This window comes from Leptospira hartskeerlii, assembly GCF_002811475.1.
GTDB lineage: Bacteria > Spirochaetota > Leptospiria > Leptospirales > Leptospiraceae > Leptospira_B > Leptospira_B hartskeerlii.
Genome location: NZ_NPDL01000001.1, coordinates 374,554 through 397,614 on the forward strand (window position 1 = coordinate 374,554; position 23,061 = coordinate 397,614).

General features: G+C 40.4%; 23 protein-coding genes. 12 read left to right on the forward strand and 11 right to left on the reverse strand.

The features are described 5' to 3' along the window. Nucleotides 1–9: 9 nt before the first annotated feature. From CH352_RS01725 to CH352_RS01735, 3 genes are all read right to left on the reverse strand, one after another. Nucleotides 10–729, reverse strand: coding sequence for an MIP/aquaporin family protein (locus CH352_RS01725; protein WP_100706454.1), 720 nt, complete (start codon nucleotides 727–729; stop codon nucleotides 10–12). Between the two features lie 8 nt (nucleotides 730–737). Beyond that, the gene (locus tag CH352_RS01730; protein WP_100706453.1) at nucleotides 738–1,478 is read right to left on the reverse strand and encodes an SDR family NAD(P)-dependent oxidoreductase; all 741 of its coding nucleotides are present in this window, start codon (nucleotides 1,476–1,478) and stop codon (nucleotides 738–740) included. Nucleotides 1,479–1,614: 136 nt separating this feature from the next. Next, entirely contained in the window at nucleotides 1,615–2,058 is a 444-nt protein-coding gene (locus CH352_RS01735; RefSeq protein ID WP_243396284.1) for a MarR family winged helix-turn-helix transcriptional regulator, read from the reverse strand. A 125-nt stretch (nucleotides 2,059–2,183) separates the two neighbouring features. Here CH352_RS01735 and CH352_RS18985 point away from each other — a divergent pair, with 125 nt between their 5' ends. Continuing rightward, nucleotides 2,184–2,348, forward strand: a complete 165-nt coding sequence (locus CH352_RS18985) for a hypothetical protein (protein ID WP_165780163.1) — start codon at nucleotides 2,184–2,186, stop codon at nucleotides 2,346–2,348. An 84-nt stretch (nucleotides 2,349–2,432) separates the two neighbouring features. Here the strand turns inward: CH352_RS18985 and CH352_RS01740 are convergent, their stop codons facing one another. Next, nucleotides 2,433–4,367 carry a ricin-type beta-trefoil lectin domain protein gene (locus CH352_RS01740; protein WP_207766668.1) on the reverse strand — a complete coding sequence of 645 codons (1,935 nt, stop codon included), beginning with the start codon at nucleotides 4,365–4,367 and terminating at the stop codon, nucleotides 2,433–2,435. Between the two features lie 283 nt (nucleotides 4,368–4,650). On the opposite strand from CH352_RS01740, the gene CH352_RS01745 reads away from it, so the two are divergent. Next, nucleotides 4,651–5,190 (forward strand): DUF4442 domain-containing protein, encoded by a 540-nt coding sequence (locus CH352_RS01745; RefSeq protein WP_100706450.1) that lies wholly within the window; start codon nucleotides 4,651–4,653, stop codon nucleotides 5,188–5,190. 2 nt (nucleotides 5,191–5,192) lie between these two features. Here CH352_RS01745 and CH352_RS01750 read toward each other — a convergent pair whose 3' ends face one another. After that, nucleotides 5,193–6,038 carry a GGDEF domain-containing protein gene (locus CH352_RS01750; RefSeq protein ID WP_100706449.1) on the reverse strand — a complete coding sequence of 282 codons (846 nt, stop codon included), beginning with the start codon at nucleotides 6,036–6,038 and terminating at the stop codon, nucleotides 5,193–5,195. A gap of 85 nt (nucleotides 6,039–6,123) precedes the next feature. Beyond that, nucleotides 6,124–7,074: a helix-turn-helix transcriptional regulator gene (locus CH352_RS01755; protein ID WP_100706448.1), complete on the reverse strand. Its 951-nt coding sequence runs from the start codon at nucleotides 7,072–7,074 to the stop codon at nucleotides 6,124–6,126. 64 nt (nucleotides 7,075–7,138) lie between these two features. Between CH352_RS01755 and CH352_RS01760 the strand changes: the two genes are divergently transcribed. After that, nucleotides 7,139–7,960 (forward strand): alpha/beta fold hydrolase, encoded by an 822-nt coding sequence (locus CH352_RS01760; RefSeq protein WP_100706447.1) that lies wholly within the window; start codon nucleotides 7,139–7,141, stop codon nucleotides 7,958–7,960. Between the two features lie 235 nt (nucleotides 7,961–8,195). Then, nucleotides 8,196–10,103, forward strand: a complete 1,908-nt coding sequence (locus CH352_RS01765) for an adenylate/guanylate cyclase domain-containing protein (protein WP_100706446.1) — start codon at nucleotides 8,196–8,198, stop codon at nucleotides 10,101–10,103. 2 nt (nucleotides 10,104–10,105) lie between these two features. Here the strand turns inward: CH352_RS01765 and CH352_RS01770 are convergent, their stop codons facing one another. Further along, on the reverse strand, nucleotides 10,106–10,642 hold the full coding sequence (locus CH352_RS01770) for an inorganic diphosphatase (RefSeq protein ID WP_024864077.1): 537 nt from the start codon (nucleotides 10,640–10,642) through the stop codon (nucleotides 10,106–10,108). Between the two features lie 338 nt (nucleotides 10,643–10,980). Here CH352_RS01770 and CH352_RS01775 point away from each other — a divergent pair, with 338 nt between their 5' ends. The 3 genes from CH352_RS01775 to CH352_RS01785 all read left to right on the forward strand — a co-directional run bounded on the left by CH352_RS01775 (nucleotide 10,981) and on the right by CH352_RS01785 (nucleotide 14,231). Next, the gene (locus tag CH352_RS01775) at nucleotides 10,981–12,570 is read left to right on the forward strand and encodes an exonuclease (RefSeq protein WP_207766667.1); all 1,590 of its coding nucleotides are present in this window, start codon (nucleotides 10,981–10,983) and stop codon (nucleotides 12,568–12,570) included. Between the two features lie 162 nt (nucleotides 12,571–12,732). Beyond that, complete coding sequence (locus tag CH352_RS01780) at nucleotides 12,733–13,263, forward strand: TetR/AcrR family transcriptional regulator (protein ID WP_243396282.1); 531 nt, start codon at nucleotides 12,733–12,735, stop codon at nucleotides 13,261–13,263. A 2-nt stretch (nucleotides 13,264–13,265) separates the two neighbouring features. Then, nucleotides 13,266–14,231, forward strand: a complete 966-nt coding sequence (locus CH352_RS01785; protein WP_100706443.1) for an MBL fold metallo-hydrolase — start codon at nucleotides 13,266–13,268, stop codon at nucleotides 14,229–14,231. A gap of 32 nt (nucleotides 14,232–14,263) precedes the next feature. On the opposite strand, the gene CH352_RS01790 is transcribed toward CH352_RS01785, so the two are convergent. Beyond that, entirely contained in the window at nucleotides 14,264–15,079 is an 816-nt protein-coding gene (locus CH352_RS01790; RefSeq protein WP_100706442.1) for a carbon-nitrogen hydrolase family protein, read from the reverse strand. 94 nt (nucleotides 15,080–15,173) lie between these two features. Between CH352_RS01790 and CH352_RS01795 the strand changes: the two genes are divergently transcribed. Continuing rightward, the gene (locus CH352_RS01795; protein WP_100706441.1) at nucleotides 15,174–15,773 is read left to right on the forward strand and encodes a hypothetical protein; all 600 of its coding nucleotides are present in this window, start codon (nucleotides 15,174–15,176) and stop codon (nucleotides 15,771–15,773) included. On the opposite strand, the gene CH352_RS01800 is transcribed toward CH352_RS01795, so the two are convergent. Then, entirely contained in the window at nucleotides 15,766–16,044 is a 279-nt protein-coding gene (locus tag CH352_RS01800; protein ID WP_100706440.1) for a DUF2442 domain-containing protein, read from the reverse strand. The genes CH352_RS01795 and CH352_RS01800 overlap by 8 nt on opposite strands. Before the next feature lie 231 nt (nucleotides 16,045–16,275). Then, a complete protein-coding gene (locus CH352_RS01805) occupies nucleotides 16,276–17,472 on the reverse strand; it encodes a DegT/DnrJ/EryC1/StrS family aminotransferase (protein WP_100706439.1) in 1,197 nt (398 codons plus the stop codon). Between the two features lie 119 nt (nucleotides 17,473–17,591). Here CH352_RS01805 and add point away from each other — a divergent pair, with 119 nt between their 5' ends. From add to CH352_RS01825, 4 genes are all read left to right on the forward strand, one after another. After that, nucleotides 17,592–18,926 (forward strand): adenosine deaminase, encoded by a 1,335-nt coding sequence (gene add, locus CH352_RS01810; RefSeq protein ID WP_100706438.1) that lies wholly within the window; start codon nucleotides 17,592–17,594, stop codon nucleotides 18,924–18,926. Between the two features lie 116 nt (nucleotides 18,927–19,042). Beyond that, entirely contained in the window at nucleotides 19,043–19,603 is a 561-nt protein-coding gene (locus tag CH352_RS01815; RefSeq protein ID WP_165780172.1) for a GyrI-like domain-containing protein, read from the forward strand. Between the two features lie 3 nt (nucleotides 19,604–19,606). Beyond that, on the forward strand, nucleotides 19,607–20,974 hold the full coding sequence (locus tag CH352_RS01820) for a hypothetical protein (RefSeq protein WP_100706436.1): 1,368 nt from the start codon (nucleotides 19,607–19,609) through the stop codon (nucleotides 20,972–20,974). A 76-nt stretch (nucleotides 20,975–21,050) separates the two neighbouring features. Then, the gene (locus CH352_RS01825) at nucleotides 21,051–22,409 is read left to right on the forward strand and encodes an adenylate/guanylate cyclase domain-containing protein (protein WP_100706435.1); all 1,359 of its coding nucleotides are present in this window, start codon (nucleotides 21,051–21,053) and stop codon (nucleotides 22,407–22,409) included. Nucleotides 22,410–22,481: 72 nt separating this feature from the next. On the opposite strand, the gene CH352_RS01830 is transcribed toward CH352_RS01825, so the two are convergent. Further along, nucleotides 22,482–22,853, reverse strand: a complete 372-nt coding sequence (locus CH352_RS01830) for a DoxX family protein (RefSeq protein ID WP_100706434.1) — start codon at nucleotides 22,851–22,853, stop codon at nucleotides 22,482–22,484. Nucleotides 22,854–23,061 lie beyond the last annotated feature (208 nt).

The following is a 23,061-nucleotide window of genomic DNA, read 5'->3' on the forward strand; positions in this document are numbered from 1 at the left end:
TCCCACCGATTATAATATAGATTTTAAGAATATTCCAGCAACTGCTCCGCCCGCTAAAGGAGCAAGAATTGGAAGCCATGCATATTTCCATCCTGAGTTTCCTTTGTTTGCGATAGGAAGAATATAATGTGCCAATCTAGGTCCTAAATCTCTCGCAGGATTGATCGCATATCCCGTGGTTCCGCCCATAGAAAGTCCGATCACCCAGACCAGAACTCCCACATAGCCTACACCGATCGGCGTGGTTACATCGGCAATCTGCGGGGAGAATATTGAATGGAGTCCTATGATCAATAAGAAGGTACCTAAAAACTCGCTGATAAAGTTAGAAGGAGGATTAGAGATCGCAGGGTCGGTAGAGAATACAGCTAAAATTTTTCCTGAATCTTTGGTCTCTTTCCAATGAGGAAGATAATGTAGATATACAGCCACGGCACCTAAGAACGCCCCCAGGAATTGTGCAGGAAGGTATATTGGAATTTTAGAATATTCTCCCGATTGAACTGCAAATGCCAAAGTAACTGCAGGGTTTAAGTGGGCATCCGCACTTCCAAATGCTTTGGCCGTGAAAACTCCTAAGATGACCGCGAATGCCCAGGCGGCAGTGATCACGATCCAGCCGGAATCTTTTGCTTTAGATTTTTCTAATAAAACTCCGGCTACTACTCCGTCTCCTAAAAGTATTAGCACAAACGTGCCTAAAAATTCTCCAAAAAAAGGGGACGTCATTTTATATATTACCTCATTTTTCCCATCAATTTAACTGTAGCCTTTCTGCCGATCAGCTTAGAAACCTTTACTAAAACTTTATTCGGAAGTCCTGATACCACAGTAGGCGAGCTTCTTTTTTTCAAAGCTGCCAAAGCATATTCTACCAATGTCTCTGCTGATTGAGCGATTGCTTTCGGGAAATCTTTAGGATCTCCTCCTGCTCTTTCGAAAAAGTTAGAAACCGTCACACCGGGGCAAAGTCCCATAACGTAGACACCTCTTTTTCTCTGCTCATACCATAAAGATTCACTGAAGGAAGTTACGAATGCCTTAGTCGCAGAATACACACCGGAAGAAGGCATAGGAACAAGGCCCAGAGTAGAAGAGATATTCATCAAGGAATCTCCTGACTGGGAATTTTTTAGAAAGGAATAGGACAAAGAAACAAGGGAATCAATATTAAGACGTGTCATCGCTTGTAATCTAGGTAGATCTGCTTTATCAAACGGTCCGTATACCCCGAAACCTGCATTATTTATTAATAAATCGTAATGGTTGTTTTCTAATTCTTTTTGGATCTTTGCAGTTGATTTCGGATCAGATAAGTCTGCGACGATAAATGTATGGCCTTTTCCGAGCTCATCTATTAGTTGTTTGAGTCTTACTTCGTTTCTTGCGACTGCAGTGATCTTATAACCTTTTGCCGCAAGTTGTTTGGCGAATTCTCTTCCGATCCCTTCGCTCGCTCCAGTGACTAAAGCTTTCATTCTTTCCTCCTCTAAAAATTCCCAAAAAGTTTGGAATTCATTTAGTTCTAAAAGTTTTCGCAGAATTGTTCTGCAAAATCGGCTAGTTGAGCAAGCTTAAAAAAATAAGCAGAATAGTAGAATCCTTCTAAAAGGATTATACGTCCGGTCGGTTCTGCAGAAGTTTTTCTCTTTCTTCTTCCATGATCCGGATCGATTTGCGGGTATAATCTAAAATGACCTTTAGTTCTTCGGCAGTATAAGCTGAAAGATGTTCCCAAACGGATTTTGCTAAACCTTCGAATAGACCTCCTATTTTTTGCATAGCGGCCATATCCTGGGTCAGAAAAATTCTCACCTTTCTCCTATCATTCGGATCATTCTTGCGTTCAACTAGTCCCTTCTTCTCCAAACGATCAATGAGAGAAGTTACTGCTCCTGTGCTGAGTCCCATACTCTTAGAGATTTCCCCCGCGGTTTGGGGCCCCTGTGTAAATAGAAAATCCACACATTTGTGATCTGTAATGTGCAACCCAAGCCGATCCGCGATGGTCTGGTGAAATAAAATGGATACGGTGCTCAGGTTTTTGGAATCGGTCATAATGGATTCCAGCAATTCGGGCTTGGTTTTTGGGATTTTTTTGTCTTGCAATTATTTTGACCGTCAAGTATCTCGATAATCAAGATAATTAATCATCGAGTTAATTCGATCTAAGGAGAACAAACATGGCAGAAAATAGCAAGAACGAAATTCCGGATTACCCTTGGTATTCTTGGGGATCTCCAATCGGTTTGGGAGTTTGGATGCTTTCCGCTTCTACATCCTTTTCGGTTTTCGTGTATTTTATAGCACAGGCATATACGGCAGTGAAAGCAAGTTTTGGGAGCTAAACAAAAGAAGAAGGTCCAGTGAAAACCGGACCTTCTGAATATTCCCGGCCTGAGAAGCCGGGAGATTAAATATATTATTATTTATTAATATGATTTTTTCCAAAGTTGGTTGCTAGTATTTTTGAATTCCCATTGGCTCACTAAGGATCCGTTGGAAGTTCCATTGGCATCTACGGCATACAATGAGTTGATTCGGTTGCGGATACTATCTCCTACAAAATCGAATCTCATATTGTTCATGTCTTTACAATCCCAGAGAGCGATCTTTCCACCGTTACGAGCTTCTCCACCGTTATCCATACATTTATTTGGATCCAGCTTGCTTCTAAGAAAACCGTTGCCTGCATCGTAATACCATTTTTGCGCGTTTGTCCCGTTACAGTTGTAAACTTGGATTCTTGCACCGTTTGCAGTACTACTGTTGCTTATATCTAAACATCTGTCAGAGGCTTGGTTGATCAGAGCGAAGTAAGGGGTTTCATAATTTTTCTCCCAACGTTGGTTATTTCCACCGTGCCAAGTCCATTGGCTTACTAAAGAGCCGCTGGTAGAACCGTTAGCATCTACAGCGATAGATTCATTTTGTCTGACTCGCATAGAGTCATCGTAAAAATCGAATCTCATATTATCTATATTATCTCTACAATCCCAGAGTACTATCTTACCTCCGTTCCAATTCTCTGCTCCGTTATCCAAACACTTGTCATTATTCAATTTGCTTCTTAGATGACTTGTGGAATGTTCATAGAACCATTTCTGAGCATTAGTATTGTTACAGTTCCAAACTTGGACACGAGTACCGTTTTCGGTTCCACTGTTACTTACATCCAAACACAGATTGGATTGTTTACTTTTTAAAGTGAAGTATCTTGGCTCCAGGTCATTCACATCCATGCATGCTTCGAATGCATATTGAGAGAAACGAGGACCGGCAAAATCCACCATCGCGATATTCAAACGTTGTCCGGATTTTTTAGCTTCTCTATCTAAGTCATAAACAAAACTTGCATGATCCAATTTATCATTGGTAAGATCTTCTATACTTCCCCAGTACGGTGGGAAAATGATCTGAGCGGCAGTTGGAGTTAAGATCATTTGAGCTACGTAAAATTTTCCACCTCGATCGTCTTTGATGCGATCTCTAAGCGCACTGATTAGATCGGATTCATTTCCGGTATTCTGCCAATCGCTCTTCATTGTTTGGCCTTGGTTCCAATACAATTGAGATAAGTCTGCGTAATTTCCGCCACCCCAGATCAGGATTACGTTCTTGTCTAGATCCCAAAGTTGACCGAAGTTAACTGAATTCCCTAAATTACGAGGCGCCATTCTGGAACCTAAATAAGGAAGAACCAGTTGGTCTTTTAGTTCGTAATGTTCCGCATCGCTCATGCTATCCACGTTCTGGATATGAACGAATACGACCTCTTTCTTGCGATTATTCACGAAGCTAGAGATATGTTGGAACACTTCCTGTGCGGAAACAGAAACGCTGGATCCATGGTGGATCTTGAACGTTCCGTCTATCTTTTTGATCCTAAGATCAAAGTATCGATACCCTAGAGATAATTGTTCTCCCACATTGTATTCTTGCGTTTGTGAGATATTCTCGTCGATTCCTTGGATCCCGTAAGTTCCGGAGTCATGAGTCCCAGGAATACAAATGTTTCTAAGCTGAGTATTGGATCTGGATTGGTATCCGCTGCTCATCCAAGCCTGCGGATCTATCTGTAATTTTGGAGCATATACTGGTCGTGGACTTCTTCCATCTTTTCCCTTGGTGCCCCCACCCTCGAAAGGAATTCCGCTTGGTTGGTCCAAAGGAGGAGGAGTTAGATATTCTGCCTTATAATTTATGTCTGCAGGAAGAGAGCCACCGGATTTACCGTTGGCTTGGACTAAAAATAACAAAGAATCGTAGTTCGAGGAGGAATCTTTACATCCTGCTCCAACCAGAGACACAGCACAAATAAATGCGGCTGCGACGATCCGGGAGGAAAATACCTTGGAAGTTTTCATTTTTTCACCATTCAAATGATCTGTTTTTCTGCATTATGAAAGTTTAATGCTTTGCACCGATATTCGGAGTAGAAGAAGAAATACCCGGAACTTTTTCTATGTCAACGTCCTTTCGAATTTTTTTAAAAAGTTCACATAACGATTGTTTTTTAAAGAATCAGAAGGTTCTGGATTTGTTATCTCGATATAATCGGAATATAAGGCAACTTCTTCGGAGTGAACAAAAGGGAAATCGCTTTGCCAAGAAGAGCGGAGCTTCCAATCTGACCGCAAAGAATCTATTATGAAATTATACTCTAGCGATAAAAAAGAATCTCTATCAACTTGGTGGTTGCGTTTTCGTTTAAACCATTGGCCTTGTTTGTGGTGTACAGGAGGAAAGATACAATTTATTTCCTCAGACTTAAGAGAACTTCATGTAAGTTTAAAGAAAAATCTCCGTACGTTAAATAGAGTCGGAACAATTTATGGGGGAAGTATCTATAGTTCTGTAGATCCGTACTATATGTTGATGATGATGTGGATACTCGGACCGGACTATGTGGTCTGGGACAAGGCTGCGAAAGTAAAATTCGTCAGACCGATCCTTGATAAAGTAAAGATCCGATTTTTGATCACAGAAGAATTGATCGAAAAAACAAAACAAGATATATTAGAAAAAGGTGAAATCGTTTTCGATCTTCCTGCAAAGTACGAAGATGAAGAAGGAACGGTGTATGCCACTTTCGAAAAAACGATCTACGCTGCATCCAAGGAATTTTACGAGAAGAAGTTAGCTTCTAAAAATATGACCTCAGCGTTTAAGCCCAGTAAAAGAAGTTAATACTAATAATTTCCTGTTTGGACTTTTTGAAGAAGAACATCGTATGTAGAACCGTCTTCCGGATACATTGCGACTCCTAAGGAAACGGTAATTTTTACTTCTCCCCAAATACCGTTAGAGCAGGATTCCGAAAATAATCTTTTGATCTTTTCCGCTCTTTCCAAGACTATATTCTTATGTGCACCCGGAAGAAGAAGTAAGAATTTTTCGCCTCCTATTCTGGATGAGATATCGCTCCTTCTGGAATTTTCCAAAAGTATCCTGCCCATTTCTTTCAGAAGAAGGTCGCCTTCGGTGTTTCCGAATATTTCGTTGATCTCTTTTAATCCATCAATATGCAAATAAACCACACCGACAGTGGAGCCACTTCTTTCCGCTCTATAAAGTTCTGCCTGGAAGGATTCGATCGTATATTCTCTATTAAAAAGTCCAGTGAGTTGATCTCGAATTTCTAATTCTTTAATTTTATTTTCTCTTCTTCTAAAAAGGGTCTCGTATCTTTTTGCCTTTGCTTCCGTGAAAGATCTTTCTGTAATATCCCTAAAATAGAATGCCTTCGCAGGTTCTTTTTCATCCACTAGGATCGGGATTGTTCGACAAATGAATCTCCTTTTGCCGGAAGAAAGATGTAAGGTAAGATGAGAATGATCTTTTGAATCTACTTTTAATAGTTTTGGATACCAAGAAGAATGTTTTAGATCGTTCTTTTCCGGGACAAGTCCAAGCTCTTTTGCCTGAACATTCGAATCCAAAAGTTTTCCCTTATTATCGGCGATGAGTATCGCATCTTCCTGATTTTCCAGAAAGTTCAGGTTTCGGATCCAATAGTTTTTAGGAGAAGAAGACATGAAGTTCTATTCGAAAAATTATCCCGGATTTGGCGGAAAATCAATCTTCTTCCGACTCTTTAAAAATTCGATCTTTAAGAAGTTTTTATTCGTAAATTTTTAGGATTTGTTTGGCCTTATGTCGAATCGCTTCCTGTAATTCTAAAGGTTCCAAAACAAAAGCAGTGTCACAGTATTGAAGCATACTGCCTAACGCCCATTCCTTAGTTTCCATATCGATTACCATTTCAGTAAAACCTTTTGCCATCTGTTTATGGCTTAGGCATTTCATATAAGGAATATTTTTGATATGTTCTGCGGTGGTATCAGTTACCTTAACTTTGATCAGGTATTTGGGAACTCGAGATTTGAATTCTTTGATCCATTCTTCCCAATATTTGCTCAGATCGAATTTTTTTGGTCTTTCGAACCTTTCCGTTGTAATCGCTGCTTCTTTAATGCGAGAGATACGATAGACTCTCATTTCTTTTCCGCGTTTCGCGACCACGTACCAGATCGTATCCTTTGCCACAAGTCCGTAAGGTTCTATTGTTCTTGGTTCAGGCTTTCCACCTTCTTTCTCGTAGATGATCTTTACTTTTTTTTCTTCCCAAACCGCGTCTTGTAGTATTGGAAGAAGCGGAAGTTCTCTGATTGCGCGACCCCAACCGAGGCCATCTATATGAATTCTTTGCCTTGCAGTTTCCGCATCCTTTCTAAAAGCGGGAGGAAGAGAGGCCATTAGTTTGACGAAAGCAGAATCGAAATCCTTCTTCTTTCCTAAATCCTCCAAGACCCTAGAAGAATGAACTAACAATAAGGAGATCACTTCTTCTTTTTTAAAACCGGTAAGGTTTGTCCTATAACCCTCGCTTAAACTCCAACCTCCACCGATCCCTCGTTCTGCGTAGATGGGAATACCGGCCGCAGAAAGTGCTTCCATATCCCTATGAACTGTTCGTTCCGAAATTTCTAGTTTTTTGGAAAGTTCCTTTGCAGTGGTCCTTCCTTTTGCCTGTAGATGCAGAAGAATATTTAGAAGCCTATCAGCTCTCATAAATTTAGTATAAATCTCTAAATATGACAGATCTTGTCATGTATATTCTGCTATACTTGTTTTTATGATTACTCTAGCAACTTCCGTTTTTGGCATCGTTCTTTGTAAAGGTGAAATTATCAAAACCTCCGTCCATGGTCCTACCGGAAAAATTTCCTATAAGGATGAAGGATTTGGTGGGATGCCGGTGGTATTCATCCATTCTTTCGGAGGGAATGTTTCTCATTGGGAAGAGATCAAGGATACTCTCGTTCCGACCAGAAGAGTTGTCCGAATAGAGCTCAGAGGTCATGGAGATTCAGAATTTCCTAAAGATGGGGATTATAGGATCTCTTCTATGGCGCAAGATCTGGCTACAGTTGTAAATCTTCTGGGACTCCAAAGATTTGTACTCGTGGGCCATAGCATGGGAGGAAGTGTAGCATTGCAATATGCGGGTGAAAATCCAAGTAGAGTAGCTGGGCTTGTTCTCGTGGATTCCAATGGCGATCCTAAAAAATTGCCAGAGTCTGTTCGCACGCAGATTAAAAATGCATTATATTCGGATGCTTATGTACAAACTGCCGAATCCTATTGGGAACGATTGTTGGCACATTCTAAACCTGAAGTGAAAGAAAGGATGATGAGAGAATTGACAAGGACTCCTAAAGATACAGTGATCAAGATCACATCCGAACTATTGGATTACGATCCGAACCATTCTTTAAAAAGATATGTGGGTCCTAAACTTGCTATAGTTACTCCTGAAAACGACGACCAGTTTGCTTTGCACAGGTTACATTTAGGATTTCCTCATAAAGTGATTTCTGATGCGGGACATTGGTTGCAATTGGACCAGCCGGAAGAATTCCGCAACATTCTGGAAACCTTCTTACAAAAATTCTAGCATATAAAACTCCCGGATGTCTTCCGGGAGACTTTGAATACTTTTCATTAAAGAGGGCTATGGATTCTTTAATGAAAAATTTTTCAAAAATCCCTCAGAATTTCTAAATTTCTGATTTAATAGATTTCAGAATTTTATTAGTATTACTCCCGCTTTCCGAAGAAGGGTCGGGAAATTCAGCTTCCGATCCGAGGAAAACAAAGACACCTATCGTCTAATCTCGAATCAAAGTCATATGAAATCTCTCAAAGTAATTCCATTCTTTCTATTTCTGGTTCTTATATTATTCTCCTGTCGAAACAAAACTTCCCCTAAAATTTCTCCCCTAGCAGAAAATGGGGTTTTGGATCTGAGAGATTGGAACTTTGCGGAAGATGGGATCGTAAAATTAGATGGTGAGTGGAAATTCCAGTGGATGAAACTTGCGGTGTCCAGACCGGACCTCGGACCTAAAGATGCTCAGACCCATGTAGTGAATATTCCGGGGAACTGGAATCAAATTCCTAAGCTGGAAGGGATGAATCCTTTAATGGCTTTCGGGTACGGTACTTATACTTTAAAAATTATCCCGGGCCAAAATCAGAGAAGGCTCATGATGCATTTCCAAGGAGCTGGAACTGCGGCTTCTATCTATTTAGATGGGAAGAAGATCATGGGGAATGGAGTGGTGGGACCTGACGAAAACTCATCTCGTCCTCAGTATCTTCCTCTTTATGTTTCAATCGGACAACCCAACAAGGAGATCTTACTCCAAGTAGAGATCTCGAATTTCGATCATTATAAGGGAGGACTTTGGGAATCTCTAAGAATGGGAACGGAAGCGGACCTTCTAAACTTCAGAGACAATAGCTCTTTCAGCGAGATGTTCTTATTCGGAAGTATTATCATCATGGCATTGTACCATTTTGGTTTATATTCTTTAAGAAGAAGGGACATGACCGGGTTGTTTTTCGGCGCATTCTGTGCCAGTATCTGTCTTAGGATATTCGTAACTGGAGAAAGATTTCTGATCCAAAAATTCCCTCATCTACCTTGGGAATTTTTTAATAAACTAGAATATATTTCATTCTATTTAGCGGTTCCATTCTTCATTTATTATTTAGATGCATTGTATCCACATTCATTCTCAACGAAGTTAAAAAAATTCTTTATTGGATTTAACATTATAGTATCCGCGATAGTGGTGCTTGCCCCCGCGAGTATTTATACTCATACTTTGATCCCATTCCAAGTATGTTTAATTTTTGCAATATTTTGGATCTTCTTCGTGTTAGTTCGTTTGGTAAGAAATGGAGCAGAAGGTTCCCTGATGGCGATTGCAGGGATGATTGCGCTAACGGCTGCAGCTATCAACGATAGTTTATATTCTCAGGCAGTGGTCAATACCGGATATTATCTTCCTTTGGGATTATTCGTCTTTATATTCGTGCAGTCCTATTTACTTTCCTTTCGGTTTTCCCAGGCGTTCTTATACATTGAACGTTTATCCGACAACTTGTTGGAAGTGAACAAGGCCTATAGTAGATTCGTTCCATTAGCATTTCTGAAATTTTTGAATAAGAGTGATATCACTGAGATCGGTTTAGGGGACCAAGTCCAAAGAGAAATGACCATCCTATTTTCGGATATCAGATCTTTTACCCAACTTTCCGAAAAGATGACTCCGAAAGACAATTTCGATTTCTTGAATTCTTATATGAGAAAAATGGGGCCGATTATCCGCAAACACGGTGGTTTCGTAGATAAGTATCTGGGCGATGGAATTATGGCGCTCTTTCCTAATTTACCGGACCAGGCTCTGGATGCAGCGATGGAGATGCTCCGAGAATTGGAGAGTCTAAACCAATCCAGAGCGGATCGACATTATGAGCCGATCCAAATCGGTATAGGACTTCATACTGGCACATTAATGCTCGGGACCATCGGAGAAGAGGAAAGAATGGATGGGACAGTGATTTCCGACGCTGTCAATCTTGCTTCTCGTATCGAGGGATTGACCAAGGAATTTCATGCGAACCTTCTACTTAGCGAAAGTACATATCGCAAGTTGAAGAATCGCAGAAAGTATTCCTTCAAAAAATTAGGCAAAGTAAAAGTGAAGGGAAAGTCCAAGTCCAGCGAAGTATACGAGGTCTTGGGCTAATTTCACTTCTTAGGGAACTTCTGTTTATAAAAATCTAATGCTCTGAGGATTAACTCCTTTGCTACCTCGGGGCCTTCCGGTTCTTCTACCCTGACTTCTTTTTTTTCCAATTGTTTATAAACGGAGAAGAAGTGAGTCAACTCGGCCCTAAATGAATTGGGAAGTTGAGAGACATGTTCAATGCCGTCAAAACTTCTATCTCCCGAGGCGACAGCCAGGATCTTTTCGTCACCTTCTCCTCTATCTATCATCCTCATTACCCCGACCACTCTGGCAGGCACCAAACAAAGTGGGGGAACTTCTTCTGAACAGAGTACTAAAATATCCAAAGGATCCTTATCATCTCCCAAAGTTTGGGGGATAAAACCGTAATGAGCGGGATAATGAGCGGAAGCAAAAAGCACTCGGTCTAGTTTGATGAGCCCGGAGTCTTTATCCACTTCGAACTTGGCCTTACTTCCGGAAGGAATTTCCACAAGCGCATGAACTTCGTGAGGAGGATTTGGGCCGGGACTGGCCTCGTGCCAAGGGTGTTGTATCATGCGGAGATCTTGGAACCTGATGGATGTATAGCAAGCAGATTCTTACCGGCATTTTGTGGGAATTCCAACAAGTCGCTATCAGAGCGTTTTAAAACGAACGGTCTCTATATTTTCTATTTATGTAAGTATACTGTATTTATTCAAAAAACATAATAAGACATATTTTTTCGTAAAAACTAAGGTATTAGAATTAATTTTGGAATGCTTATAAAATTTTACTTAACATAAAGGAATTTTAATTTATTATATTATCTTAAAATTCCGAATAATCCATAAATTATTTTCGTCTTCTTAATTTAGGAAGAAATTTATTGATTTCTTTTCGGGACCTTCAAATGGAAACGATGACGACACCTGATCAACAAAACCAACAAACAAACGAGTTCGGAAAATTTGCCTCTTTCAGGCCAACATATTTACAGATCAAATCCAAAGACTCTTATCCAAACGATGAAAGACCTTATTTCAGCCCTGAAATGGAAAGGCTTTTGTTAATAGCAGCAGAGAGCACAAATAGTGAAGGTTTAAATTCAGGCAAGATCCCGGTATATCCTGCAACCACGGAATTGGATTACAAGTTTGTGGAGGAACTAACGGAATTAATTTCCAAAGGTTTATTATTGGTCGTTCCGCGGATCTATGCCAAAAAAAACACAGGAGAGTTGGAGATACTACTTCATGTTTTAGGAGCCAAATCCTCCAAAAAGGGAAGTCCGGAAACTGTTAGGGATATATTCTTTCAAATCGCTCGAAAGTCTGCTGGGACGATCCGAAATTTCGAGATCTCATCCCAAAACGATAGAGAGATCGTTTTAAACGAAGTATTGTATTCTTTGGCGGATGGAAACACTCCACATTTCAAATACGCTTATACCGATAAGGCCAAGGAATTATTGGGAAAAATATATCATAAAAACTTAATGCATAAGGATATGATAGATGATTGTTATAAGCTGATCCATTCCTTTATTCAGGAAGAAGAGATACTTACCAGAACTTCTACTTGCGGTTATATTCATGTTCCGGATCAGGACGCTGATACATTATTTACTCAGGTATCCGAATTATACGAAAAAAAAGTAATCCCTAAACTAGTTACTGAAAATCCTAAATTAGCGGAACAATTGATCTCAATCCGAGAAACCATTCTTTCCGACGAATCCGGTTTATTGAATAATGATCCTTTATTGATCCGAAAATCCATTTACTCGGAAGAATTTGCCAAGTTGACCCAACTTTCCAGAAACAAAGGCGCTTACTCCGACTTCTTTCGTTTATCCAGGGTAATTACTCAAAAATCATTGGAAAGCGACATGTTTCTAAAGGGAGCCAGGGAAAAGAGCGTAGAGAATGGGCTCAAGAAAGTAGTGCTGAGCGGAAAAGGTGCTATGGCACGTTATATGTCTTTGTCAATCGGAAGGGACTTGCCATTTGATTCGGAAGTTATTAAGTCCGTCCAACATGACTCCAGTTTATTGAGTTGCATATATTATGGTCCGGATGGTCCAGAATTGTTCATCTGCCCTTGGGATAAGGTTTTGGTCAAAAATATGCTCCACGAATTATCCGAAAGATTCGCGTTTTACAATATGACTAGTCTGAGTTTCCTATTGATGTTATTCAAAAATAAAGACAAACTTCTTCCTTTGCTCTCCGACGAGTCTGCTGCGGAAGATTTTCGAAACGTAGGTTATAATTGTCTCTCTCATACGTTTCCTTGGTATAGAAGATTGACTTTCTTCTTGGGATTTAAGGGAAACATACTTACCGATGTTTTTAGAGAGTTGGGAGATATCCAATACCGCCAGATAGGCGAAAAACTGAAATTCGAAGAGAAGATCAACGCGATCAGACAAAAACTCAAAGAAGAATTGATCGTAGAAGTCCGGGAACATATGGCCGGAATTTTAGAAGGAAAATCCTAAATCATCACCTTTGTTTGAGGGGAGAAGGGATTGTGACTCTATCCTTCTCCTTTAAATATGTCTTTAAGATTCAAAAAATATGTTGACCGGTCTATTATTATGTGATCTAAAGATCCTATGGGTCAGAAGGGAGAAATCGCTAAGGAAAAGATGGTTCGTGCCATGGCGGAACGTCTGGAAATCGGGGGGTATGCAGGAACAGGGTTAAACGATATCGTAGAAGATGCAAAAGCCCCCAAAGGATCGATCTATTTCCATTTTCCTGGCGGTAAGGAAGAATTGGCTTCCTTAGCTCTCTTGGTATCTGGCAACGAATTGGCCAAGGAACTGAAGGCGGTTTTGGATTCCGCTAAATCCGTTCCATCCGGGATCCAAAGGATATTTTCCGCCTTGGAATATAGGCTAGTATCCTCCGGTTTTTCCAAGGGTTGCCCGATCATGACCACTGCTTCCGAGACCGCCTCGGAACCTTCTTTGGTTAATTCAACATGCGCTGCTGTTTTCCAAGATTGGATCTCCATATTGGATTCGTTTTTCCGGAAGAACGGATTTGAGGAGAGTAAGGCTTCCGAACTCGCGGTAGGAATTCTTTCCTTATTGGAAGGAGCCATTCTAATTTCCAGGACAAGCCGAAATACAAACGCAATACGATCCGCTTCTAAAACAGCGAAACTTCTCGTTTCGGAGAAATAATTATGAAACTTAAAATCACATTTTTGGCGATACTCGCCGCATTACTTTTAGTATTTTGTACTGCATTAGGAATTCCTAAATTAGCAGTTTCAGAAGTTCCGGGTTTGGAAAATTTATCCAAAGATCCCAGATTGGAAAATCCGTCCGGATTAGCTAAACTAAAATTTACGATCTTTAAAACTGGGGAGAAGAAGGCATCTTCCGCATTCATATTCGAGGGTGGGCCGCTATTTCACAGAAAGCAGATCTATCATAGCGTAGTATTTGTGGAACACCCTAAGGGAACCTTTTTGTTTGATTCAGGTCTTGGAACACAGATCCAAGAACAATACAAGGACCATAGGTTTTACGTAAAGCCTATGGTTGCTTATCAGAATCCGAATCCTTTGGTCTCTCAGTTAAAGGCGAATGGGATAGATCCGGAGAAGGTTCGAGACATCGTTCTTTCTCATTTGCATTGGGACCACGCGGGTGGGGTAGAAGATTTTCCCGGAGCAAGGATCTGGTCCACTGAAGAAGGAAGAAAACATCTGCAAGAGTTCGGGGTGAAGAAGGGTTACTTACCTAAACAATTAGATTCAGAAAACATAATATGGAAAGATCTCGGTTTTTCTTCTAAACCGTATGAAAACTATTCCAAAAGTTTGGATTGGTTCGGAGATGGATCCGTGGTTTTCGTTCCTATGGAAGGCCATACAGCCGGGGATATTGGAATGTTCCTGAATTTGCCGTCCGGAAAAAGATTCTTTTTTACGGGAGATATCACTTGGGCAAAAGAAGGTTTCGAAATTCCATCTCATCGGACCAGGCTGCTTAGATCCATTGTGGATAGAGACCAGGAGTTAGTCGGACGGGAGATATACAGAGTACATTGTCTTTTAAAGGTGTATCCAAACCTTGAGGTTGTTCCCGCTCATGACGGAGAAGTTATAGATCGTTTGGGATTATATCCTAAGTGGATAGAATAGATCTTTAGACAAAATTTAATCTATTCTTTCTTTTAAGAATGTATTTTCCTATGTTTTAAGGCGGGTATTTTTTTGCGGACCTTCCGGACTTCTTCCAGATCTATCTCAGTTAAGAGTAATTTTTCTCCTTCTCCTGCATCTCCTAAAATGGTTCCCCAAGGATCTACTACTAGAGAATGTCCATAGGTTTCTCTCCCTTTCATATGGACTCCGGTTTGAGCGGGTGCGAATATAAAACATTGATTTTCGATCGCCCTTGCTCTTAACAAAATTTCCCAATGAGCCTGTCCCGTGATCTTAGTAAATGCAGAAGGAACGAAGATCATCTCCGCGTCCTTTTTCACGATCTCTCTAAACAATTCTGGAAATCGCAGATCATAACAGATCACAGAGGAAATATTTCCAAGCTCCGGACTTTTGTATGTTTCAGGAACGACGTGGCCAGATTCTACAGTTCTTGATTCTCTATATTCTATCCCGTCTCCCGGATCTGTGTCGAATAAATGGATCTTATGGTATTCGAATTTTTCTTTTCCATCCGGTCCGAAGATAATAGAAGTATTAAAAACTTTTCCGTTTGACGCAGGTCTTGGAAATCCTCCGGCAAGGATAGTTATATTCAATTTTTTTGATATATCTGAGAGAAGATTTACGGTTTTGGAAGCGATCTCTTCCGCTCTTTCTAACTTCTCCTTCTCGGATCCTAAAAAAGGAAAATTCTCGGGAAGGCCGACGAGCTTTGCACCTTCGGAGGCAGCCTCACGGATGAAGTTCTCACATTTTTGCAGATTTAAATCCACATCGGATCCACTGTTTAATTGGATCAGTCCTAAAAGAAAACGATGCATAGACTCAGTATTCCAGATCCTCTGACAAAATGCAAAATGATATTCTTTACATTCTGCTTGTCTAAGCGACTTCCCGGAAAAATTTAGGAGAAGTATGGCATTCGCCCTGAAAGAATTCAAATCTATCCAAAAGTTTTACTCCGAAAAACAACATAAAGAGAATGTCTGGGCTCTCGTTTATCTTTTGCTCAGATATTTAAGCAGTGGAGAAGGCGCCATCCAAGCAGTCCAAACTTCCTGGTTACAAGGCCTTCCTGAGAATTTGCCAGAAGAGGACAAAAAAGAAGCTTCCGAAAAAGTTTTGGAACTTGCGGACCTTCTTCTGGAAGCCTTACGTTCTTGGAGAGATTTAGCGGATGAAGAAGGTTCCGAGTCCGTGATGGAAGATGTGTTGGAGCTCGGACAATCCGTTCTGATGGAAACAAAGGAAATGGGAGAATTTTCCGAACTGGTCAGAGAAGAATCCTTGGACATTATTTCAGATCTATGTTTGGTGTGCGGAGTACAGATCCCGAAAGCAGGTTATAAGAAGATAGATCTTTCCGCCTTTGATGATTCTGACATTGCAGAAGAAGTAGAAGAATGGATCATTGCACTTTCTTCTTTCGAAAAAGCAGAAGAAGCTTCCGACCTGGAAGATGGGTTTTTAGTCCTCTTTGTAAAGGTGTTTCTATTTTATATTTTCTTTAAGTAGAAGTTTTTAAGGGAAGTTGAAATTTTCCCTCTAGTATTCCTTGGACGGTCAGGTCTTCGTCCAAGTTTTCCCAACGAAGGGCATATCCTTTTAATTCTAATCTAACTTCTTGGAGTTGTGAATTAGAAGCGGCCTTTAGCAATTTAAACCTGTCTGCAGGAAATCCTAAAATTCTACCATCGCTCAACTCTAAATAGATCATGCGATTTTCTACCCAGACCTTGATCGCAGGCACATTTGTAATTAGATTATTACTAGCCGTGGAACTCATTATAAGCCTCTAAAAATCGCTCTCTATATTCGAATATAAGGTTTTCGATTTCTCGAATTTCATGATTTCGAAATCCTTCATTCGAATAGAAATGAAAACGATATCCGAATATTTTTAAAATTGTAGGCATTGAGTTTTGCCACTAGTTTTGAAAACTTAGGCAAAACCAATTTATTAACTAGATCAACGCCGGAATATTGATTCCGGCGAATTCTAACTTAAACTTGATTTTTACAGGTTCGTGAAAATATCTTTCACGGCAGTGACAACGTCTTCAATGTCGCCGTCAGTCATTCCTGCGAATAGAGGAAGAGAAAGAGTTCTCTTATACATTGCGTCTGCGTTCGGATAATCATTTCTCTCAAACCCGAATCTTTGGTAGAAAGGATGTTCGTATAGAGGAATAAAATGAAGGCTGGAACCTATATTGCGTTTTTGTAATTCAGAACATAGGATGTCTCTGTTAATCTTTCCTGGAACTGTATCCACTTCTACTCTGAATAAATGCCAAGAATGTTCTCCGTCAATTGCAGGCAGAGGAAGATGTAAAAAAGGTAGACCTGCAAATTCGGAGCGATAGATTTCAGCGATTTGGATCCTTCTTCTCCAAAGATCTTCCGCTTCTGCAAGCTGTACAATTCCAAGCGCCGCAGCAATATCGCTCATATTATATTTATACCCTGGAGAAACTACTTCGTAATACCAGCCAGGGCGTCCGTAAGTCTCTCTATTGATCCCATGAAGTCTCATCAGCTTCATTCTTTCTGCGAAGTGAGCATGACGAGTAGTAACCATTCCGCCTTCTCCGGTAGTGATCCCTTTAGTTGCGTAAAAACTGAAGACGGTAAAATCTCCGTGGGTCCCGATCCTTTCCCCCTTGTGAACTGCCGGGAAGGCATGCGCAGAATCTTCAATTACATAAAGATGATATTCTTTTGCGAGTGAATTGATTGAATCCATATCGCAGACTGCTCCTGCAAGATGTACCGGCATCACTGCACGCACTGTCTTTCCTGTCTTTTTATGGACCAGATTCCCTTTGGAAAACACACATTCTTTTTCAATGGTTTCCTTTAAGGTTGCCTCAGTCATGAGATTGTAGATTGGATCCACGTCAGTCAGGATAGGCTCTGCGCCAAAATAACAAACTGTCTCTGCGGTTGCGGTAAATGTTACTGCAGGAACAAGAACCGCGTCTTCGGAACAAAGCCCGATGGATTCCAAAGCAAGATGAAGTCCTGCGGTTGCGGAATTCATGGCCAGGGCAAATTCGGCTCCTGTGTATTTTGCAAATTCTTCTTCGAATTCTTTTACTTTTGGTCCTGAGGTGATCCAGCCGGAGCGAAGTACCGCCGCTACTTCTTCGATTGCCTTTTCGGAAATCGAGGGGAGTGCGAAAGGTAAAAACGTTTTTCTTGCTGTGATCATGAGACAAAATCCTCCGGCGCTTCTTTTAGGATCGGAAGATTTTCGGAAAAGATAAGGGGAAAACCTTCAGAATCTTTTTCCGAATTGAAATCCGACGGGGTTTTACTTACCCTGCTCCCGTGGGCGTGACCTTCTCAGAAATTTTGGAAAGAATCCGGATCTTAGACCGGGATGTCTCCGAATTGAACCGTCTGAAGAGCAGACTCCCTGCAGATCGGCCTTATTCTTCTTCTCTTCAAATTTCTTTCGACAAGCAGATCAATAATCTACTGAACGAAAGGATCCGACTTTTGGATTTGGAAATTTCAGATCCACCTCGTTGGCTTTTGGGAGACACGGACGCTTATGATTCCGGGCAGAGAACTGCTTCCGCATTTTTGGAACCTGCGGATCTTTCTTCCAAAAAGTTACAAGACCAGGACGTTATCAATTTAATTAGAGAATTGCCTAAGACGGAGATCCATCTTCATTTGGAAGCTTGCGTCAATAAAGACACCATGAAAAAACTCATGGCGAAAAACTCGATCCAACTCAGCGACGAAGAGTTCGAAGCTAAGTTTAATTTTAAGGACCTAAACGGTTTTATCCAAGTATTCTTCTTTATCCAAAGTTTGGTGAAAGAACCTGCTGACCTTTATTATTTTGTGGGAAGTCTCGCGGAATATATGAGAGCAAACAGGATCCTTTACACCGAAGTATTCTTCGCTCCTTCTAAATTTATCCAAAACGGTTTGGACTTCGACGAAATGGTAAGCCAACTTGTGGAAGGTATTCGAGAAGAGAAGGAGAAGGATGGCATTGAGATCCGACTTCTCGTAGACGTTTCTAGATCTTTCGGTCCTGAAAACGCGATGAACAACTTAAACAGAGTTCTAAAACTCAAACATAAGGAAGTCATCGGCATCGGTTTGGGTGGAGCGGAACTTATGGGACCAGCCAGGGACTACGCAGAAGTATTCAAAAAAGCTAAAGAAGCAGGACTCAGAACGGTTGCTCACTCTGGAGAAGACGACGGTCCTTGGGCAATTTGGGAAGCTGTAGAACTTTGTAAGGCGGAACGTATCGGTCACGGAACTTCCGCCATCCAAGATCCTGAACTTGTAAATTATCTAAGAGAAAACAAAATTCCAATTGAGATTTGTGTGACGTCTAATGTGTTTACCGGAAAATATGTGCGTAAAGAACAGAACCATCCTGTTCGTTATTATTACGACCAAGGTCTTCCGTTATGTATCAATACGGATGATCCTGAAATATTTAATGTCAACTTGACTTACGAATATTTTAAACTTTGGAGATTTTTGGATTTCTCTTTGGACGAGATCGTGGATCTGATCAGACAAGGCGTATACGCTACTTTCCATCCTCAAAAAGAAACGCTTTGGAAGGATATGGAAGTCCAGATCAAAAAGGTAAAAGAGAAATACGGTCTTTTAGAACCCAGCGTCCAATAAATTTCCTTTCTGGTCGGTTCGTAGGTTGATATATATCGACCCGAATACATTCAAAATCTTTCTTGCAATCGGTATCATACTTCGTTTAGAATTCCCTTCCGGAGTTTAAGATGAAGTTGAAAATTTTCTTGGGCGTTATTCTTGCCGTCCTCGTTTCAGGGATCGGTTATTTTTATTATTTGGGCGCGTTCGATACCGTTCATGTAAAGGAAGAAAGTTTAGGGCCATTTTATGTTCTTTCACATGATCGATTAGGAAGTTACAGAAACGTAGGAGAAACTTTCGAAGCTATCCAAAAAGAATTTCCGGAGAAAGGACTTAAAAATTACAAACTGTTCGGGATCTATAAGGATAATCCGAAAATGGTTCCCGAGGAAAAATTAAGATGTGAAGTTGGTGCTTTGTTTTCTGCGCCTATAACCGAAATTCCTTCCGGATTTTCTTTACCTTTAAAATACAAGGTCATCGAAAAGAAAAGATATCTAACCGCAGACTTCCCGGTAAAAAGTTTTGTTTCTATCTTTCTTGGAATCTTTAAAGTTTATCCTGAACTTACAAAGTCTTGTGTAGAAAAAGGCTGTGATATGAATGGAAAGGCCTCCATGGAAATTTACGAACCGATCGTTGAAAGACAAACGAAATATCTATTTCCCTTGGATTCTCCCGGATTCGATTGAACCATGAGAATATTTTCGCAACTCAAAGAGATCTTAAAAGTATCGGTCCCGATAGATCGTAAAAGTTTTTTTATATCGGGGACGATCCTTTTCTTTATCAAATACGGAATAGACAGATCCTTATCTTATTTCGTATTTAACAGAGAATGGTGGGCGGTTGATTATATAAAAAATCCAACTGCGTTGTTCACTTTGGATCCTTCTTCTGAGGATTTTGTTTTCTATTTTACCTTGATCGGATTCTCCCTTCCTTTTTTGTATTTAGGAACGATTCTCTGTTTGAAAAGGCTGAGGAGCATAGGTCTTAGTTCTTTTTGGGTATTTTTATTTTTCGTACCAGCTTTGAACTTTCTCATGTTCTTCCTGTTATGTGTTCTCCCGGAAAACTTGTACAATGTTCCGGGATCGGAGTCTTCCGCAGAATTTATTCCGAAATCTAAACTGATCGTTTCTATATGGTCGATCCTGATCACTGCAAGTATCACTCTTCTATTCAGTCTTTTTTCAACGGATATATTAAAGACGTATGGTGCTAGTTTGTTCATAGGTGGGCCTTTTATCATTGGGTTCACTTCCGTAGCTTTATATTCCAGAACGGAATTTGTAGGTTTTAAACAGGCATTATTGATCTCGGCGAGTTCTATTTCTCTTGCAGGCTTTTTAACTTTTATAATCGCGATGGAGGGAGCTATCTGCCTCATAATGGCCGCGCCACTCGCTTATTTTTTAGGATTTATAGGCGGTGGTATTGCATATCTTCTGCAGGCAAAATCTAGGTTTGTATCTTCCGTTTTACCATTTCTTTTTTTGATCCTTCCCTCCGTTGCTTATCTAGAAGCGAATTTAGGCAAGGAATCCGATTGGTATATGGTTGAAACCAGTCTGAAAATTTCCGCCCCTAAAGAAAATGTCTGGAAAGGTTTATTCGAATTTTCTGATATACCCGAACCGAAAGAACTAATTTTTAATGCAGGCGTATCTTATCCGGTTCGAGCAAGGGTGGAAGGAAAAGGGATCGGTGCCATTCGCTACTGCGAGTTTAATAACGGTGTATTCGTCGAAAAGATCACCAAATGGGATGATAATAATTCATTGGAGTTCGACGTGGTTCGCCAGCCGGACGCAATGAGAGAGTTGAGTCCTTATAAGAATATCAGACCTACACATTTGGACGGATATTTTGCTTCTAAAAAAGGAAGTTTCCAGCTCGTTTCATTAGGGAAGAATGAGACACTTTTGATCGGAAGGACTTGGTTCTTAAATAAATTCGGTCCTACTTCATATTGGAATGTTGGGATCCATTGGATTTTACATAAAATCCATTACAGGGTTCTGGATCATATCCGCAACTCTGTCGAAGTTTCTTCATAGATCTATGTTTTAGAATTTTGCAATATCGGAAAATAAGTATTTCCAACTTCCGAAAATCCCGATGAAATAGTCGCCTATGAGCGTTTTCAAAACCTTGTTCGAATATTGCCGGGTCCCGGAAAAGATCTGGAAAAAACTATTATCGATCGGAGTAGAAGACGCACCTGGAGCAAGATACATAGTCGCTACTAATGCAGTGGTATTAATCACTGCTATATTTACATTAGTTTATTATATCGTATTCACTACCTTTGGATTAGTATTTCCGATTTGGCTGTATTTGCTTTGGACGGTAAACGTATTCGGATACGCCTTCGTTCTATTCTTCAATTTTATACGTTCTCATAAGGCCGCGAGGTTATTGCTTGCAGTTGTAGGAACAATGCAACTGTTGATGATCTCAAGGATCTTGCCGCAAGAAGCAGGATTGGATCTTTACATTCTTGCAAGTTTTGCATTTCCTTTTTATATATTTCCTCCGGAAGAAAAGAAATATATCTATATGATGGAAGCTGCACTTGCGCTTCTATTCGTCTCCGTGCATATCATACCATACTTTTTTGATCCTATACTTAGTTTGGATCCGAAATACGGAAGTTATTTCTATTTCACCAGTTTGATCCTTGTGGTCGCATGGTTTTCCTTCATAGGAAAGGAATTGGCCCAAGCTGCCTGGGAAGCGGACCGTTCTCTCAAAGAAGAAAAAGCAAAAACAGAATTACTTTTACTGAATATACTTCCCCGAGAGACCGCGGAAGAACTTAAGAAAACAGGCAGTTCCGAACCAAGGCTGATCACTCAAGCCACAGTTCTGTTTACGGACTTTTACGGATTTACTTCTATTGCGGAAAAACTTACGCCTAACGATCTTGTAAAAGAATTAGATTTTTGCTTTAGACATTTCGATTCAGTTACTGAAACGCATAGATTAGAAAAATTGAAAACGATTGGGGATGCATACATGTGTGTTGCCGGAGTCCCTTCGTATAGATCTTCTCACGCGGTCGATAGCTTACTCGCTGCATTAGAGATGCTCGAACGTTTAGAAGAATTGTCCAAATTGAAGAAAGGCCCCAATTGGAAGGCAAGGATAGGAATCCACTCGGGTCCCTTGGTTGCAGGAGTAATCGGAGCACGAAAATTTTCGTACGACGTCTGGGGAGACACAGTCAATCTCGCGAGCCGAATGGAATCTAATAGTGAACCCGGCAGGGTAAACGTAACTCAATCCATTGTAGACTTAACCGACGAATATTTCCAATTCAAGTCTCGCGGAAAACTTCCAGTAAAGAACAAAGAAAAAACCGCGATGTACTTTCTATTAGGATTAAAACCGGAATTCAGAGACCGAAAAAATCCTCGGAATCCAAACGGGAAATTCTGGGAAGAATATGGCAAACAATTCGGAAGAAGAGAGCCGATTGTTTCTTTTTAAGAATGATTTGGCCGCGTCCTTAGCTTCGCTCGGACCGGGCTCTCAGCAAAAGAGCCCTAAAAAGATCGTTATTTAAGCTTTTTCAGCTTCTAACTTTCTCCAAGTAATATAAGAGACTGCAACCAACGCTAAGAAAATAAATGGAGTTGCGAAGTTCGGATCTTTTGCGAGAAGATGAGAGAGCCCAGCACCTAACACGTTAAAGGTGATGCCAGCATACGCCCATTCTTTCAGTCTTGGAAATTTAGGATAAAGAAGTGCAAGTGCGCTTAGACCTTTCGCAGGTCCTAAAATTAAAGCTAAGTATCCGGGATAGCCGAGATGAGCGAGGTTTTCCAGAACTTGTGGGCTTTGGCTTGTATAAGCATAAGCACCGAATAAATTTCCAACGGCGATTAGACCTGTTGTTGCCCAATATAAAACTTTAATCACTGTTTTATTCATATAGATCCTCTGATTTCGAGATTCGATATAGTTAGTAATCCATGCCGAGTTGTAAATATAAATCGGAGTAGAGTGTAGTTTGATCGTTTGTTGTTGGAGTTCCTACACCGCGGTTCAATAATAAAGGGATTGTTTTAAGTAGATGTGTAACTGTCAATATGGCACTTATTGATGTAAACTAAAATACAATAAAATAGTTTACTTTTTT

Coding starts and splice junctions, on each gene's coding strand:
- CH352_RS01725 (WP_100706454.1), bottom strand. CDS start 729: ATGACGTCCCCTTTTTTTGGAGAATTTTTAGGCACGTTTGTGCTAATA.
- CH352_RS01730 (WP_100706453.1), bottom strand. CDS start 1,478: ATGAAAGCTTTAGTCACTGGAGCGAGCGAAGGGATCGGAAGAGAATTC.
- CH352_RS01735 (WP_243396284.1), bottom strand. CDS start 2,058: ATGACCGATTCCAAAAACCTGAGCACCGTATCCATTTTATTTCACCAG.
- CH352_RS18985 (WP_165780163.1), top strand. CDS start 2,184: ATGGCAGAAAATAGCAAGAACGAAATTCCGGATTACCCTTGGTATTCT.
- CH352_RS01740 (WP_207766668.1), bottom strand. CDS start 4,367: ATGAAAACTTCCAAGGTATTTTCCTCCCGGATCGTCGCAGCCGCATTT.
- CH352_RS01745 (WP_100706450.1), top strand. CDS start 4,651: ATGAAATTATACTCTAGCGATAAAAAAGAATCTCTATCAACTTGGTGG.
- CH352_RS01750 (WP_100706449.1), bottom strand. CDS start 6,038: ATGTCTTCTTCTCCTAAAAACTATTGGATCCGAAACCTGAACTTTCTG.
- CH352_RS01755 (WP_100706448.1), bottom strand. CDS start 7,074: ATGAGAGCTGATAGGCTTCTAAATATTCTTCTGCATCTACAGGCAAAA.
- CH352_RS01760 (WP_100706447.1), top strand. CDS start 7,139: ATGATTACTCTAGCAACTTCCGTTTTTGGCATCGTTCTTTGTAAAGGT.
- CH352_RS01765 (WP_100706446.1), top strand. CDS start 8,196: ATGAAATCTCTCAAAGTAATTCCATTCTTTCTATTTCTGGTTCTTATA.
- CH352_RS01775 (WP_207766667.1), top strand. CDS start 10,981: ATGGAAACGATGACGACACCTGATCAACAAAACCAACAAACAAACGAG.
- CH352_RS01780 (WP_243396282.1), top strand. CDS start 12,733: ATGGCGGAACGTCTGGAAATCGGGGGGTATGCAGGAACAGGGTTAAAC.
- CH352_RS01785 (WP_100706443.1), top strand. CDS start 13,266: ATGAAACTTAAAATCACATTTTTGGCGATACTCGCCGCATTACTTTTA.
- CH352_RS01790 (WP_100706442.1), bottom strand. CDS start 15,079: ATGCATCGTTTTCTTTTAGGACTGATCCAATTAAACAGTGGATCCGAT.
- CH352_RS01795 (WP_100706441.1), top strand. CDS start 15,174: ATGGCATTCGCCCTGAAAGAATTCAAATCTATCCAAAAGTTTTACTCC.
- CH352_RS01800 (WP_100706440.1), bottom strand. CDS start 16,044: ATGAGTTCCACGGCTAGTAATAATCTAATTACAAATGTGCCTGCGATC.
- CH352_RS01805 (WP_100706439.1), bottom strand. CDS start 17,472: ATGATCACAGCAAGAAAAACGTTTTTACCTTTCGCACTCCCCTCGATT.
- CH352_RS01820 (WP_100706436.1), top strand. CDS start 19,607: ATGAGAATATTTTCGCAACTCAAAGAGATCTTAAAAGTATCGGTCCCG.
- CH352_RS01825 (WP_100706435.1), top strand. CDS start 21,051: ATGAGCGTTTTCAAAACCTTGTTCGAATATTGCCGGGTCCCGGAAAAG.
- CH352_RS01830 (WP_100706434.1), bottom strand. CDS start 22,853: ATGAATAAAACAGTGATTAAAGTTTTATATTGGGCAACAACAGGTCTA.